This is a genomic window from Aquibium sp. ELW1220 (assembly GCF_030398385.1).
Taxonomy (GTDB): Bacteria; Pseudomonadota; Alphaproteobacteria; order Rhizobiales; family Rhizobiaceae; genus Aquibium.
This window is the reverse complement of the sequence record NZ_JAOAOQ010000001.1, coordinates 374,359-389,373: the sequence shown is the minus strand read 5'-3', so window position 1 is coordinate 389,373 and position 15,015 is coordinate 374,359. Positions and strand designations below refer to the sequence as shown.

Here is a 15,015-nt window from a genome sequence, read left to right as displayed (position 1 = left end):
GGCACCGAAAAGCGGGGCGGCTTGACCCTCGGCGCGGAGCAGGGATGCCTGCGAAAAATTCATCATATGACTTTTCAAACTTGTATTGACACCTTGCCTTAGCCTGCCTTACCAAGTCGGCCAGAGGCGTCGGCAACAGGCGCCCAAGGGTCCAGGGAGGACTAGGCCAGGTGGCAGCGCTGCTCGACGACGACCGGCTGTTTCCGCTCGATTCCGCAGCACGGGATCTGGCGCGCGCGCTCTACGGAAGCGTCCGCGATCTGCCGATCGTCAGCCCGCACGGCCACACGGACCCGCGCTGGTTCGCCGAGAACGCGGCCTTTCCGGATCCGGCGCAACTGCTCGTCGTTCCCGACCACTACATCTTCCGCATGCTGGTGAGCCAGGGCATCGGCCTCGACGCGCTCGGCGTGCCGCGCGCCGACGGCCGCGTGGCGCAGACCGACGGACGCGCCATCTGGCGCCTGTTCGCGTCGAACTATCACCTGTTCCGGGGCACGCCGACGCGGCTGTGGCTGGACCACACCTTCGAGACCCTTTTCGGGATGGAGGTCCGTCTGTCGGACAAGACCGCCGATGTCTACTACGACCGCATCGCCGAGTGCCTGGCGACCGACGCCTACCGTCCCCGTGCGCTTTTTGCGCGTTTCAACATCGAGACCATCGCCACCACCGAAGGCGCGCTCGACCCGCTGCAGTGGCACCGGCAGATCCGCGATGCCGACTGGACCGGCCGCGTGATCACCACCTATCGGCCCGACGCTGTCGTGGATCCCGAGTTCGAGGGCTTCGCCGACAATCTCGTCCGGCTCGGCGAAATCACCGGCTGCGACACCGGCGACTGGAACGGCTACCTGGAGGCGCACCGGCGCCGGCGGGCCTTCTTCCGCGAACTCGGCGCCACCGCGACCGATCATGGACACCCGACAGCCGACACCGCCAATCTTTCGCCTGCCGAGGCCGCCGCTCTCTTTGCCCGCGTGGCTCGGGGCGGGGCAAGTGCGGCCGATGCCAACCTGTTCCGCGCCCAGATGCTGACGGAAATGGCCAGGATGAGCGTTGAGGACGGCATGGTGATGCAGATCCACGCCGGGTCCTGGCGCAACCATTCGGCATCGGTCTTCGCCAGCCACGGCCGCGACAAGGGCTTCGACATCCCGCGCCGCACCTCCTATGTCGACTCGCTGAAGCCGATGCTCGACGTGGTGGGCATGGAGACCGGCCTGACGATCATCCTCTTCACGCTTGACGAGACCGTCTATTCGCGCGAACTCGCGCCGCTTGCCGGCGTCTACCCGTGCCTGCGGCTCGGCCCGGCCTGGTGGTTCTTCGACAGCGTGGAGGGCATGAAGCGCTTCCGCGCCGCCGCCACCGAAACCGCCGGCTTCTACAACACCGTCGGCTTCAACGACGACACGCGAGCCTTCCCGTCCATCCCGGCGCGACACGACGTGGCGCGGCGGGTGGACTGCGGCTTCCTCGCCGAACAGGTCCGCGCGGGCCTGCTCGTGGAGGAGGAGGCGGCCGAACTCGCGCACGATCTCGCATACCGGCTGGCGAAGACCGCCTACCGGCTCTGAGGAAATGTCAGGAAACAGGGAGGAAACCATGAACCTGATGAGGACACTGACCGCTGCGGCGGCCTTCTCCGTCGCCATGCTCGGCGCGGCCTATGCCCAGGTGGTGCTGAAGTCGTCCGACACCCACCCGGACGGCTACCCGACCGTCGAGGGTGTCAAGTACTTCGGCGAACTGGTCAAGCAGCGCACCAACGGCCGCTACGCGGTGGAGGTCTACCACTCCGCACAGCTCGGCCAGGAGAAGGACACGATCGAGCAGGTGCGCTCCGGCGTCATCGAGCTCAACCGCGTCTCGATGGCGCCCTTCAACGGCACCGTGAAGGAAAGCATCGTTCCGGCGCTGCCCTACATCTTCCGTTCGGAAGACCACATGCACAAGGTCATGGACGGCCCGATCGGTGACCAGATCAAGGCTGCCTTCGAGCCGGCCGGCCTGGTGGCACTCGCCTTCTACGACGCAGGCGCGCGTTCCTTCTACAACTCCAAGAAGCCGATCAATTCGGTGGCCGACCTGGCTGGCATGAAGTTCCGTGTCATCCAGTCCGACATCTTCGTCGACATGGTCGCGGCTCTCGGCGCCAACGCCACGCCGATGCCCTATGGCGAGGTCTATTCCGGCATCGAGACGGGCGTCATCGACGGCGCCGAGAACAACTATCCGAGCTACGACACCGCCAAGCACTTCGAGGTGGCCAAGCACTACTCGCTCGACGAGCACACCATCCTTCCCGAGGTCTTCGTGATGAACAAGGCCGCCTGGGACAAGCTGACGCCGCAAGACCAGGCGATCTTCAAGGAAGCCGCCAAGGAGAGCGTCGCCAAGCAGCGCGAGCTGTGGACGGCGAGCGTTGAGAAGTCGAAGGCCAAGGTCATCGCAGCCGGCTCCATGATCACGATGCCGGAGAAGCAGGGCTTCATCGACGCCATGGCGCCCGTCTACGCCAAGCACGTCACCGATCCGGTGCTGCAGAAGATGGTCGAGGACGTCAAGGCCACGAAGTAGGCCGGAACCGCCGTCCCCGCCCGGCACAAGGCCTGGCGGGGCATTTCCGCATCCATGGGGGCCGCTGTGTCCGCTTCATCCGACAACAGACTGGCAGGGATAGCCCGCCTCCTCGGCCTGCTCAGCCAGGCCGCGCTCTGGACCGCCGGCGCCGGACTGGTCGCCATGACCGCCTTCGTCGCCTGGCAGGTCTTCTGCCGCTACGTGCTCAACGATTCGCCCAGCTGGACCGAACCGGGCGCCGTCATGGTCATGAGCTGGTTCATCTTCCTCGGCGCGGCCGTCGGCGTGCGCGAGAACTTCCACCTCGGTTTCGACGTGCTGCTCTACGTGCTGCCGAAGGGCGGCAAGCGCGTGCTGCGCATGATCTCGGACGTCGTCATCCTGTCCTTCGGCATCGGCATGGTCTGGTACGGCTCGCAGCTCGTGGCGCTGACCTGGAACACCACCCTGCCCTCCCTCGGTATCACCGGGGCGCACGACTATTTCCCGGTCGTCGGCGGCGGCATCCTGATCGTCATCTTCGCGGCCGAGCGCATCGTGAAGCGGCTGGCCGGCGTGCCGCTGGACGACGTCGACGAGCTACCGGCCGAGGTCGCCGCCGAGATCGACAACGCCGACATTCCCGCAAGCACCAGGGCCTGAGACGATGGAACTGTGGATCCTCTTCGGCGTCTTCGCCACGCTGATGCTGACCGGCACGCCGATCGCCTTCTGCCTCGGCGTAGCCAGCTTCGCGACCGTGCTCTACATGGGCCTGCCGCCGCTGGTCGTCTTCCAGCGCCTGAATTCCGGCATGAGTGTCTTTTCGCTGCTCGCCATCCCCTTCTTCATCTATGCGGGTGACCTGATGGTGCGCGGCGGCATCGCGCAGAAGATCGTCGCCTTCGCGGCCTCGCTGATCGGCCACGTGCGCGGCGGTCTCGGCCAGGTCAACATCGTGACGGCAACGCTTTTCGGCGGCATCTCCGGATCGGCGGTCGCCGAGGCGGCCGCGGTGGGCGGGCTGATGATCCCGCAGATGAAGGCCCGCGGCTACGGCGCCGACTACGCCGTCAACGTCACCTCCATGTCGGCCCTGATCGCGCTGCTCATCCCGCCCTCGCACAACATGATCATCTATTCGATCTCGGCCGGCGGCCAGATATCCATCGCGGACCTGTTCACCGCGGGCATCATCCCCGGGATGCTGCTGGCGCTGGCGCTGATGCTGACCGCCTATGTCGTGGCGCGGCGGCGCGGCTATCCGACCGAGCCCTTCCCCGGCTTCGCAATGGCACTGCACCTCTTCGCTGTGGCGCTGCCCGGCCTGCTCCTGATCGCCATCATCTTCGGCGGCGTCCGCTCGGGCGTGTTCACTGCCACCGAGAGTTCCTGCATCGCGGTGCTCTATGCACTCCTCGTTACCGTGCTGGTCTACCGCCAGATGACCTGGGAGGGCTTCGTCCACGCCACGATGGGGGCGGTGCGGACCACCGCGATGGTGCTGGTGATCATCGGCATGGCCGCCGCCTTCTCCTGGCTTATGGCCTTCCTGCGGGTGCCTGCCGCACTGGTCGCGTCGATGAACGCGGTGTCCGACAACCCGCTGGTCATCCTGCTGCTGCTCAACCTGATCCTGCTCGTCCTCGGCACCTTCATGGACATGGGCCCGACGATCATCATCGTCACGCCGATCTTCCTGCCGGTGGCGCAGGCCTACGGCATCGATCCGGTGCATTTCGGCGTCATCCTGATCCTCAACCTCGGCATCGGGCTCAACACGCCGCCTGTCGGGGCGGTGCAGTTCGTCGCCTGCGCGGTGGGCAAGATCAGCGTCTGGACGGCGATGCGGTCGATCTGGCCGTTCTATGGCGCCGGCCTCGTCGTGCTCGGGCTCGTCACCTACGTCCCGGCACTGTCGCTCTGGCTGCCGGGCGCGTTCAGGTGAGGGGGCGATGAGCGAGCCCATCCTCCAGGAGGTCCGGCCGGAACGCCGGCCGAAGCTCGCCGACCGGGTGGTGGCCGAGCTGCGCCAGCAGCTCATCACGGGCGCGCTCGTCCCCGGCCAGAAGCTGCCGACCGAGAGCCGCCTGACGGAAACCTACGGCGTCAGCCGCACCGTGGTGCGCGAGGCGATCGCCGCGCTCGCCGCCGACGGCCTGGTGGAGCCGCGCCAGGGCGCCGGCGTGTTCGTCGTCGAGCAGCCGGCCAGCGCCTTCAGCCTGATCTCGGCCGAGGTCGGCAACAAGATCAGCCACGCGCTCAACGTGCTGGAAGTGCGCATGGGCATCGAGATCGAGTCCGCCGGGCTCGCCGCGCAACGCCGCAACAGCGCCCAGGAGGCCCGGATCTACGAGGCCTATGCGGATTTCGACCGGCAGCTCGGTGCGCGGCAAGCGACCGGCAAGTCGGATTTCGCCATCCATCGCGCCATTGCGGCGGCCACCAACAATCCCTTCTACGTCGAGGTGCTGGACGCGCTCGGCAGCCGAACCATCCCCTGCGACGTCGCCTCGCCCTGGGGCACCGAAAGCGTGCTGACGGTGGAGTACCAGGTGGGGCTGCAGCGCGAGCACTGGAAGATCATCAAGGCCATCTCCGCCGGAGATGGCCAGGCGGCCCGCGACGCGATGCGCGCGCACCTGACCGCCAGCCAGCAACGCTACCGGGAGCGTCTCGCCGGCTTCGATCCGGCGTCCATCGCCTCCGCCTCCCGCCCCCACCGGTCGTGACGCACGCGACGCGGCCAGCACGAGAGAGTTCATGACACAGTCCCTCCGCAACACCGAGTTTTCGTCGCGTTTCGCGATCGACCCCGCCACTGGCGCCGCCATGGGCACCGACGAGCTGCGGCACAATTTCCACATCCCCGACCTGTTCAGGCCCGGCCTCGTGTCGCTGACCTACACGCATTACGACCGGATGATCGTCGGCGGCGCCCTGCCCACGGACGCGCCGCTCGCGCTGGAGGCGATCAAGCCGACCGGCACCAAGGCCTTCCTCGACCGGCGCGAGCTGATCGCCGTCAACATCGGCGGTGCCGGCGCGGTCACCGTCGAGGGTGAGCGTTTCGTGCTCGGCGCGCGCGACATGATCTATGTCGGCATGGGCGCGCAGGACGTGGCCTTCGCCTCCGACGATGCGAATGATCCCGCCAAATACTATCTGCTCAGCGCGCCGGCGCACCAGGCTCACCCGACGCGGACGATCCAGATCGGCGACGCCAAGCGGCTAGACCTCGGCAGCCGCGAGACGTCCAACGAGCGCTCGATCTTCCAGTTCGTGCATCCGGAGGGCGCAAGGACCTGCCAGCTCGTCGTCGGCATGACTCAGCTCGCGACCGGCTCGGTCTGGAACACCATGCCCTGCCACGTGCACGACCGGCGCTCGGAGGCCTATCTCTATTTCGGCCTGGCGGAGAATGCCTGCGTCTTCCACTTCATGGGCGAGCCGGACGAGACACGCCACCTCGTGGTGCGCAACGAGGAGGCGATCCTGTCGCCGGGCTGGTCGATCCATTCGGGCGCCGGAACGTCGAACTACGCCTTCATCTGGGCGATGGCCGGCGACAATGTCGACTACACCGACGTCGATCCCGTCGGCATGGGAGACCTTCGTTGAAGAACGTCTTCGACCTGACGGGGCGCCGGGCCATGGTGACGGGCGCCAACACCGGCATCGGCCAGGGCATCGCGATCTCGCTGGCCGAGGCCGGCGCGGAAATCCTGGCGGTCGGGCGATCCTCGATGGCCGGCACCCGGGCGGCGGTGGAGGCCGCGGGCGGGACGCTTCGGGAGATTTCCGCCGACCTCGGCGACACGGGCCGCGTCGCGGCGGCGTTCGACGCTGCCTGGGACGCACACGGGCCGATCGACATCCTGGTCAACAATGCCGGCATCATCCGGCGCGCCGATGCCGTCGACTTCTCGGAGGATGACTGGGACGCGGTGATGGACGTCAATCTGAAGTCCGTCTTCCTGCTCTGCCAGGCCTTCGCGCGAAAGTCCTTCGCCGCCGGACGGTCGGGGCGTATCGTCAACGTCGCGTCACTGCTCTCCTTCCAGGGCGGCATCCGGGTCGCTTCCTACACCGCGTCGAAGAGTGGGCTGGCCGGCCTGACGAAGCTGCTCGCCAACGAATGGGCGGCGAAGGGCATCAACGTCAACGCGATCGCGCCCGGCTACATCGAGACAAACAACACCGAGGCACTGCGCGCCGACCCGGTGCGCCGCGAGGACATCCTGAAGCGCATCCCCGCCGGCCGCTGGGGCCAGGCGTCCGACATCGGCGGGACGGCGGTGTTCCTCGCCAGCGATGCGGCAACCTACGTCCACGGCGCCGTGATACCGGTCGATGGCGGCTGGCTGGCGCGATAGGAGACAGACGACGATGGACAGCGAACTCTTCATCCGGCCGACCGAAGACCAGTGGACCCCGACCGATCCAGGCGTGCGGCGGCGCATCCTGACCCACAACGACCAGCTGATGATCGTGGAATTCGCCTTCGAGAAGGACGCGGTCGGCAAGCTGCACAACCATCCGCACATCCAGGCGTCCTATGTCGCCGAGGGCCGCTTCGAGGTGACGATCTCGGGCGTGACGGAGGTTCTGTCCAAGGGCCAGAGCTTCATCGTGCCGTCGAGCGCGGTACACGGGGTGCGGGCGCTGGAGCCCGGCCTGCTGGTCGACAGCTTCACGCCGGCCCGCCAGGACTTCCTCCCGCAGACTTCATGACCGCATCGTGGCGGAACAATGGGGGAGCCAGGGAATTTGGAAGAGCAGCAACCGCAAACACCGTCGCGGCCGACGAGGTCTGGCATCTGCCTGACCTCGCGGGAAGCGGCGGAGCTTGCGGGAATTGCGGCGAGGGTCCCGGCTGTATGGGGCCGGCGCAGACCAGCACTCCAGTCCGGGAAGAGACGACATGCCTGCGAGGGCCGAGGCAGCAGCGAGCGCGGGACGCGGGATCGGCGAGCCGGCGCATGCACGGCTGCTCGCGCGTGCCTTCGCGGACGGTTCCCCGGCGGAGATCGCCCATGCGCTTGGCATCATCGCGCGGGCGCGCGGGATGACCGAGGTGGCGCGGCGGTCCGGCCTCGCCCGGGAGGCGCTCTACCGGGCGCTGAGCCGCGAGGGCGATCCCAAGCTGTCGACCCTGCTGCGCGTGACGCAGGCGCTCGACATCCGACTGGACGTCGAGATCGGCGAATGCGAACAGACCGGCAGCAAGCTCGGCCGGATGCGTTGACCGCGTTCCGATACCGGTCCATCATTTCGCTCTCTCGCCCGTCCTCCCTCCACTCCCGGACCACACACGCACCATGCAGCAGGCGGAAATCGGACTGATCGGGCTCGGCGTCATGGGCTCGAACCTGGCCCTCAACATCGCGGAGCACGGCTACCGCATCGCGGTCTGGAACCGCACGGCGGAGAAGACGCGCAGCTTCGCCGCGACCGCCGGCGCGCTCTCCGACCGCATCGTGCCATGCGAGACCCTCGAGGACCTCGTCGCCGCGATCCGGCCGCCGCGGCCGATCATCCTGATGGTGCAGGCCGGCGCTGCCGTCGACGAACAGATCGCGGCGCTGCGGCCGCTGCTGTCGGCCGACGACATCGTGATAGACGCGGGCAACGCCAACTTCCGCGACACGATGCGGCGCTTCGCCGAACTCGAAGGATCGAGCCTGACCTTCATCGGCATGGGCGTCTCGGGCGGCGAGGAAGGGGCGCGCCACGGGCCCTCCATCATGGTCGGCGGCACGCAGGCTTCCTGGCTGCGCGTCAGGGACGTTCTGACCGCGATATCCGCGAGATACCGGGACGAGCCCTGCGTGGCCTGGCTCGGCCGCAACGGCGCCGGGCATTTCGTCAAGACCATCCACAACGGCATCGAATATGCCGACATGCAGATGATCGCCGAGATTTACGGCATCCTGCGCGACGGCGCGCGGCTCGACACGGCGGCCATGGCGCGGCTGTTCGAGCAGTGGAACGGCGGCCGTCTGGAATCCTACCTGATCGAGATCACGGCAAAGGTTCTGGCAGCGGCCGATCCCGAGACCGGGCGGCCGATGGTCGACGTGATCGTGGACAGCGCCGGGCAGAAGGGCACCGGCCGCTGGTCGGTGATCGAGGCGCAGATGATGGGCGTGCCGGCGACCGCGATCGAGGCCGCGGTGGCCGCGCGGGGATTGTCGGCACTGAAGGACGAGCGTGCGGCGGCGGAGTCCCTCTACGGCACGCCGACGACCGGCTTCGAGCGGGCGATCGTCCGAGAGGCGGTCGCCGACCTCGAACTCGCGCTCCTCGCGGGCAAGATCGCGGCCTATGCGCAGGGCTTCGCCGTAATGGAGGCTGCGTCGAAGGAGTTCGACTGGGGCTTGCCGATGGCCACCATCGCGCGGATCTGGCGCGCCGGCTGCATCATCCGCTCGCAGTTCCTGGACACGATCGCGGAGGCCTTCGAAGGCGCGCCCCCGGGCAACCTGATGGCGGCGCCGCGCTTCGTCGACCTGATGACGGAGGCGGTGCCTGCGCTTCGCCGCACCGTGGCGCGGGCAGCACTCGCCGGCATCCCGGTGCCGGCGCTATCGGCTGCACTCGCCTATTTCGACGCCTACCGCACCGGGCGCGGCACGGCGAACCTCGTGCAGGCGCAGCGCGACTTCTTCGGCGCGCACGGCTTCGAGCGGATCGACCGGCCGGGCGCGCATCACGGACCGTGGGGCGCCTGAGCGCCAGGAACAGCCACACGTCAGGAACGAGGGGGAGGCCGCATGGCCCAGTGGACACCGGCGGACGACCGCTACGAGACGATGACCTACAACCGCTGCGGCCGGTCAGGGCTGAAGCTGCCGGCGCTGTCGCTCGGGCTCTGGCACAATTTCGGCGAGGACACGCCGCACCGCACCAAGCGGGCGATCTGCCGCAAGGCCTTCGATCTCGGCATCACGCATTTCGATCTCGCCAACAATTACGGCCCGCCGCCCGGCGCCGCCGAGACGGCCTTCGGCGAGATCCTGCGCACCGACTTCGCCGGCTATCGCGACGAGATGGTGATCTCCACCAAGGCCGGCTACGGCATGTGGCCGGGTCCCTACGGCGAATGGGGCAGCCGCAAGTACCTGCTCTCCTCGCTCGACCAGAGCCTGAAACGGCTCGGCCTCGACCATGTCGACATCTTCTATTCGCACCGCTTCGACCCCGAGACGCCGCTGGAGGAGACCATGGGCGCGCTCGACCAGGCGGTGCGGTCCGGCAAGGCGCTCTATGCCGGCATCTCCTCCTACAATTCGCAGCGCACCCGCGAGGCGGCCGCGATCCTGCAGGATCTCGGCACGCCCTGCCTGATCCACCAGCCGAGCTATTCGATGATCAACCGCTGGGTGGAGGAGGACGGCCTGCTCGACACCGTCGCCGAACTCGGCATCGGCACGATCGTGTTCTCCCCGCTGGCGCAGGGCATGCTGACGTCGAAATATCTCGACGGCATTCCCGAGGGCAGCCGGGCGACGCAGGGCAAGTCGCTGCGTCAGGCCTTCCTCAACGAGCGCACCATCGAGAACATCCGCGCGCTCGATGCCATCGCCAGACGGCGCGGCCAGACGCTGGCGCAGATGGCGATCGCCTGGGTGCTGCGCGCCCAAGGCTCGGGAGCCCGCGTGACGACGGCCCTGATCGGCGCCAGCCGACCAGAGCAGGTGGAGGACAGCGTGGGCGCGCTGAAGAACCCGCATTTCAGCGAGGCGGAACTGGCCGAGATCGACCTGTACGCCCGCGAGGGCGACATCAACCTCTGGGCTGCATCTGCGGAGCGACAGGGGCCGGCGCGGAAGTAGCACGCCGCCGAAGCCCCCTTTTCTTTTATCGGCGTATTTCTGTAACGTTACAGGCGAGCAGCCGGCCTTCTGGAGGAGAAGCCATCCCATGATCCGCAACCCGATCCTGCCGGGCTTCAACCCGGATCCGTCGATCTGCCGCGTCGGCAAGGACATCTACATCGCCACCTCCACCTTCGAGTGGTATCCGGGCGTGCAGATCCACCACTCGACCGACCTCGTGAACTGGCGCCTGGTCACGCGGCCGCTCACCCGCGCGAGCCAGCTCGACATGCGCGGCAACCCGGATTCGGGTGGTATCTGGGCGCCCTGCCTCAGCCATGCCGACGGGCTGTTCTGGCTGGTCTACACCGACGTGAAGCGGCTGGAGGGCAACTTCAAGGACGCGCACAACTCCATCGTCACCGCGCCGTCGATCGAGGGGCCCTGGTCGGACCCGGTCTACGTCAATTCGAGCGGCTTCGACCCCTCGCTGTTCCACGACGACGACGGCCGCAAGTGGTTCCTCAACATGCAGTGGTGCCACGTCTCGACCGGCGTCGGCGGCAGCCCGAAGCATCCGTCCTTCGACGGCATCCTCTTGCAGGAGTATGACGCGGCGACCGGAACGCTTGTCGGGCCGATCCGCAACATCTTCCCCGGCAGCGCGCACGGGCTGGTCGAGGGGCCGCACCTCTTCAAGCGCAACGGCTGGTACTATCTCACCACCGCCGAAGGTGGCACCGGCTATGACCATGCCGTCACCATGGCGCGCTCGCGCAGGATCGAGGGCCCGTACGAGCTCCACCCGGACACCCATCTCATCACCGCCAAGGACGCGCCCGACGCGCCGCTGCAGCGGGACGGGCACGGCCAGATCGTCGAGATGGCCGACGGCACCGTCTACCACACCCATCTGTGCTCGCGACCGCTTCCCGGCACCCGGCGCTCGCCGCTCGGCCGCGAGACGGCGATCCAGAAATGCATCTGGGGCGAAGACGGCTGGCTCAGGCTCGCCCATGGCGGCCCGGTTCCAGCCCTCGAGGTCGAAGCGCCCGCCGGCGCCCCCGCGCCGCGCCCGCCGGAGCCGGTCCGCACCGATTTCGACGGGCCGGCGCTGCCGCTCGATTTCCAGTGGCTGCGCACGCCGCTGCCCGATCGGCTGTTCTCGCTGTCGCAGCGGCCGGGGCACCTCAGGCTCTTCGGCCGCGAGTCCATCGGCAGCTGGTTCGAGCAGGCGCTGGTGGCGCGGCGGCAGGAAGACTGGGACTTCGACGCCGAAACGGTCATCGATTTCGCGCCCGAGACCTACCAGCAGGCCGCCGGCCTCGTGCACTACTACAATCGCCACAAGTTCCACTTCCTCGCCGTCACCTGGCATCCGGGCAAGGGCCGCGTGCTGCAGGTCATGTCCTGCCTCGGCGACTGGCAGAACGGCCGCCTCACCTTCGGTCTGGAGGAGCCGCTGGCAATCGGCGAGGACGGTCCCGTCGGGCTCTCCGCGGAGGCGCGCGGCGCGGAGCTGCGCTTCCGCTACCGCCTCGCCAGCGGCGACTGGACCGGGATCGGCGAGGTGCTCGACGCCAGCCTGATCTCCGACGAAGGCGGGCGCGGCGAACACGCCTCCTTCACCGGCGCCTTCGTCGGCATGGCCGCCTTCGACACCAGTGGCCGGGGGAAGGCCGCCGATTTCGACGGCTTCGAATACCGGCCGGGCTGAGACGCCCGGCGGCCGAGGCTGCACCGTTCGCGTGCAGCACACACGGACCGAGCGAGCGGGTGTCGATCTTTGATTGACACCCGTCTCTCGCCTGTGCTGCCATCGGGGTCCGGGCCGGAGCCAACCGGCCGAACCTTCGGAGTGGGACGATGAACACAAGAACGATACTCGCCGCCGCAGCCCTTTGCCTGGCGGCCAGCGCCGCGCAGGCCCAGAACACCTCCGTCGCCATCGGCATGAGCGGCTGGACCGGCTTCGCGCCGCTGACGCTCGCCAAGGAGGCGGGGCTGTTCGAGAAGAACGGCCTCGACGTGGAGATCAAGAAGATCCCGCAGAAGGACCGCCACCTCGCCATCGCCTCGGGCGACATCCAGTGCGCGGCGACGACGGTCGAGACCTTCATGATCTGGAACGCCGCCGGCGTGCCGATCAAGCAGTTGTTCCAGCTCGACATGTCCTACGGCGCCGACGGCATGGCCGTGCGCAACGACATCGCCTCGATCGCCGACCTCAAGGGCAAGACCGTCGCGGCCTCGGCGCCCGGCACCTCGCCCTATTTCGTTCTGGCATGGATGCTCAACGAGAACGGCCTGACGCTGGACGACGTGACCGTGGTCAACCTGGAGCCGTCGGCCGCCGCGCAGGCCTTCGTGGCCGGGCAGAACGACGCCGCGATGACCTACGAGCCCTATCTCTCGACGGTGCGCGACAATCCCGATGCCGGCAAGATCATCGCGACGACGCTCGACTATCCGATCGTCATGGACACCTTCGGCTGCACGCCCGAGTTCATCGAGGCGAACCCGGATGCGGTGAAGGCGCTGGCCAAGAGCTACTACGACGCGCTCGCCATGATCCAGAGCGACAAGGACAAGGCCTTCGAGATCATGGGCGCCGATGTGAAGCAGTCCGGCGAGGCCTTCGGCAAATCTGCGGGCTATCTCGAATGGCAGGACGCCGCGGCCAACAAGGCCTTCATGACCGGCGGCATCCAGGACTTCTATGCCAAGGCTGGCCCGCTGCTGGAGAAGATCGGAATCGTCAAACAGATCCCGGCCACCGAGACGCTGATCGACACGAGCTGGATGGAGTAGCGGCCGGCGGCGGCACCCGCCGCCCCGTCCACCGCCGTCCCGCCCACACCGGACAAGCGCCCTCGCCTTGCGGCGGGGGCGAACCCGTGCGAGAGGCCGAGGCGAAAGCCTGCCTCCGGATCGTCGAGGATCATGACCGAGCAGAACACACCATCGCTGGCCGCCGCCGTCCCCATCACGGCACCGGCGCGCCGCCGGCGCCCGGCCTATCTGCGGCCGCTGAAGCCGGTGCCCGCCATCGAGCGGATCGTGCTCGGCATCCTCTTCTTCGTCCTCTTCGTCGCCGGCTGGTCGCTGGCGACGTTCGGCGGCTTCGTCTCGCCGATCTTCCTCGCCAGCCCGGCCCGCATGGTGCGGGAGGGCTGGAGCCTGATGACGGAGTACAACTTCTCCTACGACATCGGCATGACCATCTGGCGCGTCTGCGGCGGCTTCGTGCTCGCCGCCGTCATAGCCGTGCCGCTCGGCATCGCCATGGGCGCCTGGAAGGCGGTCGAGGCTTTCTTCGAACCCTTCGTTTCCTTCGCCCGCTACCTGCCCGCCTCTGCCTTCATCCCGCTGCTCATCCTCTGGGCGGGCATCGGCGAGACGCAGAAGCTGCTCGTCATCTTCATCGGTGCGGTGTTCCAGATCATCCTGATGGTCGCCGTCATCGTCGGCCAGACACGGCGCGACCTCGTCGAGGCGGCCTATACGCTTGGCGCCACCGACGCCGGCATCGTGCGGCGCGTGCTGATCCCGGCCTCGGCGCCGCAGATCGCCGAGACGCTGCGTCTCGTGCTCGGCTGGGCCTGGACCTACGTCATCGTGGCCGAGCTGATCGGCTCGTCGTCCGGCATCGGCCACATGATCGTCGACAGCCAGGCGCTGCTCAACACCGGCCAGATCATCTTCGGCATCATCGTCATCGGCGTGATCGGCCTGGTGTCTGACTTCCTGTTCAAGGAAGCCAATCGCCGCCTGTTTCCGTGGAGCCTGGCATGACCGCGGTCGAGATCGCGCAGGTCGGCCGCACCTTCGGCGGCGTACGCGGCGGCGCACCGACGCTGGCGCTGACGCCGATCACCACCAGCGTGGCCGAAAACGACTTCGTCACCATCCTCGGCCCGTCGGGCTGTGGAAAGTCGACGCTGCTGCGCATCGTCGCCGGCCTCGACGAACCGACCACCGGTCGCGTGCTCGTCCGCGGAATGGAAGTCGCAGGGCCAGGTGCGGACCGGGGAATGGTGTTCCAGTCCTACACGCTGTTTCCCTGGCTGACCGTCGAGGAGAACATCGGCTTCGGGCTGCGCGAAAAGGGCATGGCCAAGTCGATGCGCGACGACATCGTCGCCGGTTACGTCGCCAAGGTCGGCCTGAACGGCTTCGAGCGGCATTGGCCCAAGCAGCTCTCGGGCGGAATGCAGCAGCGCGTGGCGATTGCCCGCGCACTGGCCAACGACCCGGCCATCCTGCTGCTCGACGAGCCTTTCGGCGCGCTGGACAACCAGACGCGCGGCCTCATGCAGGAACTGCTGCTGCAGATCTGGGAGGCAGACCGCAAGACCGTCCTGTTCGTGACGCACGACATCGAGGAGGCGATCTTCCTCGGCAGCCGCTGCCTGGTCATGACCGCGCGGCCGGGCCGGATCAAGGCGGACGTGCCCATCGCGCTGCCGCATCCGCGGCACTACCGCGTGAAGGCGCAGCCCGACTTCCTCGAGTTGAAGGTCCGGCTGACGGAGGAAATCCGCGAGGAAGCGCGCAAGGTCGCCTGAAGCCCAGGCGCGCGGTTGGCCGCGCGGCGGCGCTTCGGACTTGATCTTCCGCGGCGAGAGGT

The 15,015-nt window shown here is 67.8% G+C and carries 15 protein-coding genes; all 15 read left to right on the top strand.

The window, feature by feature from the left end; translation table 11 throughout:
• Positions 1-170: 170 nt before the first annotated feature.
• The 15 genes from uxaC (at position 171) to N1F91_RS01775 (ending at position 14,953) form a co-directional block, all read left to right on the top strand.
• Complete coding sequence (uxaC, locus tag N1F91_RS01845; protein WP_289989712.1) at positions 171-1,580, top strand: glucuronate isomerase; 1,410 nt, start codon at positions 171-173, stop codon at positions 1,578-1,580.
• A gap of 37 nt (positions 1,581-1,617) precedes the next feature.
• The gene (locus N1F91_RS01840) at positions 1,618-2,583 is read left to right on the top strand and encodes a TRAP transporter substrate-binding protein (protein ID WP_289989769.1); all 966 of its coding nucleotides are present in this window, start codon (positions 1,618-1,620) and stop codon (positions 2,581-2,583) included.
• 90 nt (positions 2,584-2,673) lie between these two features.
• Complete coding sequence (locus N1F91_RS01835) at positions 2,674-3,228, top strand: TRAP transporter small permease (protein ID WP_289989767.1); 555 nt, start codon at positions 2,674-2,676, stop codon at positions 3,226-3,228.
• 4 nt (positions 3,229-3,232) lie between these two features.
• Entirely contained in the window at positions 3,233-4,513 is a 1,281-nt protein-coding gene (locus N1F91_RS01830) for a TRAP transporter large permease (RefSeq protein ID WP_289989710.1), read from the top strand.
• Between the two features lie 7 nt (positions 4,514-4,520).
• Positions 4,521-5,297 carry a FadR/GntR family transcriptional regulator gene (locus tag N1F91_RS01825; protein WP_289989708.1) on the top strand — a complete coding sequence of 259 codons (777 nt, stop codon included), beginning with the start codon at positions 4,521-4,523 and terminating at the stop codon, positions 5,295-5,297.
• 31 nt (positions 5,298-5,328) lie between these two features.
• Positions 5,329-6,186 (top strand): 5-dehydro-4-deoxy-D-glucuronate isomerase, encoded by an 858-nt coding sequence (gene kduI / locus N1F91_RS01820; protein ID WP_289989707.1) that lies wholly within the window; start codon positions 5,329-5,331, stop codon positions 6,184-6,186.
• Positions 6,187-6,218: 32 nt separating this feature from the next.
• On the top strand, positions 6,219-6,941 hold the full coding sequence (gene kduD / locus N1F91_RS01815) for a 2-dehydro-3-deoxy-D-gluconate 5-dehydrogenase KduD (RefSeq protein ID WP_289989765.1): 723 nt from the start codon (positions 6,219-6,221) through the stop codon (positions 6,939-6,941).
• Positions 6,942-6,954: 13 nt separating this feature from the next.
• Positions 6,955-7,299 (top strand): cupin domain-containing protein, encoded by a 345-nt coding sequence (locus N1F91_RS01810; protein WP_289989705.1) that lies wholly within the window; start codon positions 6,955-6,957, stop codon positions 7,297-7,299.
• Between the two features lie 190 nt (positions 7,300-7,489).
• Positions 7,490-7,813 (top strand): addiction module antidote protein, encoded by a 324-nt coding sequence (locus N1F91_RS01805; RefSeq protein ID WP_289989704.1) that lies wholly within the window; start codon positions 7,490-7,492, stop codon positions 7,811-7,813.
• Between the two features lie 73 nt (positions 7,814-7,886).
• A complete protein-coding gene (gene gndA / locus N1F91_RS01800) occupies positions 7,887-9,299 on the top strand; it encodes an NADP-dependent phosphogluconate dehydrogenase (protein WP_289989702.1) in 1,413 nt (470 codons plus the stop codon).
• Between the two features lie 42 nt (positions 9,300-9,341).
• Positions 9,342-10,403 (top strand): L-glyceraldehyde 3-phosphate reductase, encoded by a 1,062-nt coding sequence (gene mgrA / locus N1F91_RS01795; RefSeq protein ID WP_289989700.1) that lies wholly within the window; start codon positions 9,342-9,344, stop codon positions 10,401-10,403.
• 88 nt (positions 10,404-10,491) lie between these two features.
• A complete protein-coding gene (locus N1F91_RS01790; protein ID WP_289989698.1) occupies positions 10,492-12,102 on the top strand; it encodes a glycoside hydrolase family 43 protein in 1,611 nt (536 codons plus the stop codon).
• A 149-nt stretch (positions 12,103-12,251) separates the two neighbouring features.
• Positions 12,252-13,196, top strand: coding sequence for an ABC transporter substrate-binding protein (locus N1F91_RS01785; RefSeq protein ID WP_289989697.1), 945 nt, complete (start codon positions 12,252-12,254; stop codon positions 13,194-13,196).
• 210 nt (positions 13,197-13,406) lie between these two features.
• Positions 13,407-14,180 carry an ABC transporter permease gene (locus N1F91_RS01780; protein ID WP_289989763.1) on the top strand — a complete coding sequence of 258 codons (774 nt, stop codon included), beginning with the start codon at positions 13,407-13,409 and terminating at the stop codon, positions 14,178-14,180.
• The gene (locus tag N1F91_RS01775; protein WP_289989695.1) at positions 14,177-14,953 is read left to right on the top strand and encodes an ABC transporter ATP-binding protein; all 777 of its coding nucleotides are present in this window, start codon (positions 14,177-14,179) and stop codon (positions 14,951-14,953) included. Before N1F91_RS01780 ends, N1F91_RS01775 begins: the two co-directional genes overlap by 4 nt.
• Positions 14,954-15,015: the final 62 nt, after the last annotated feature.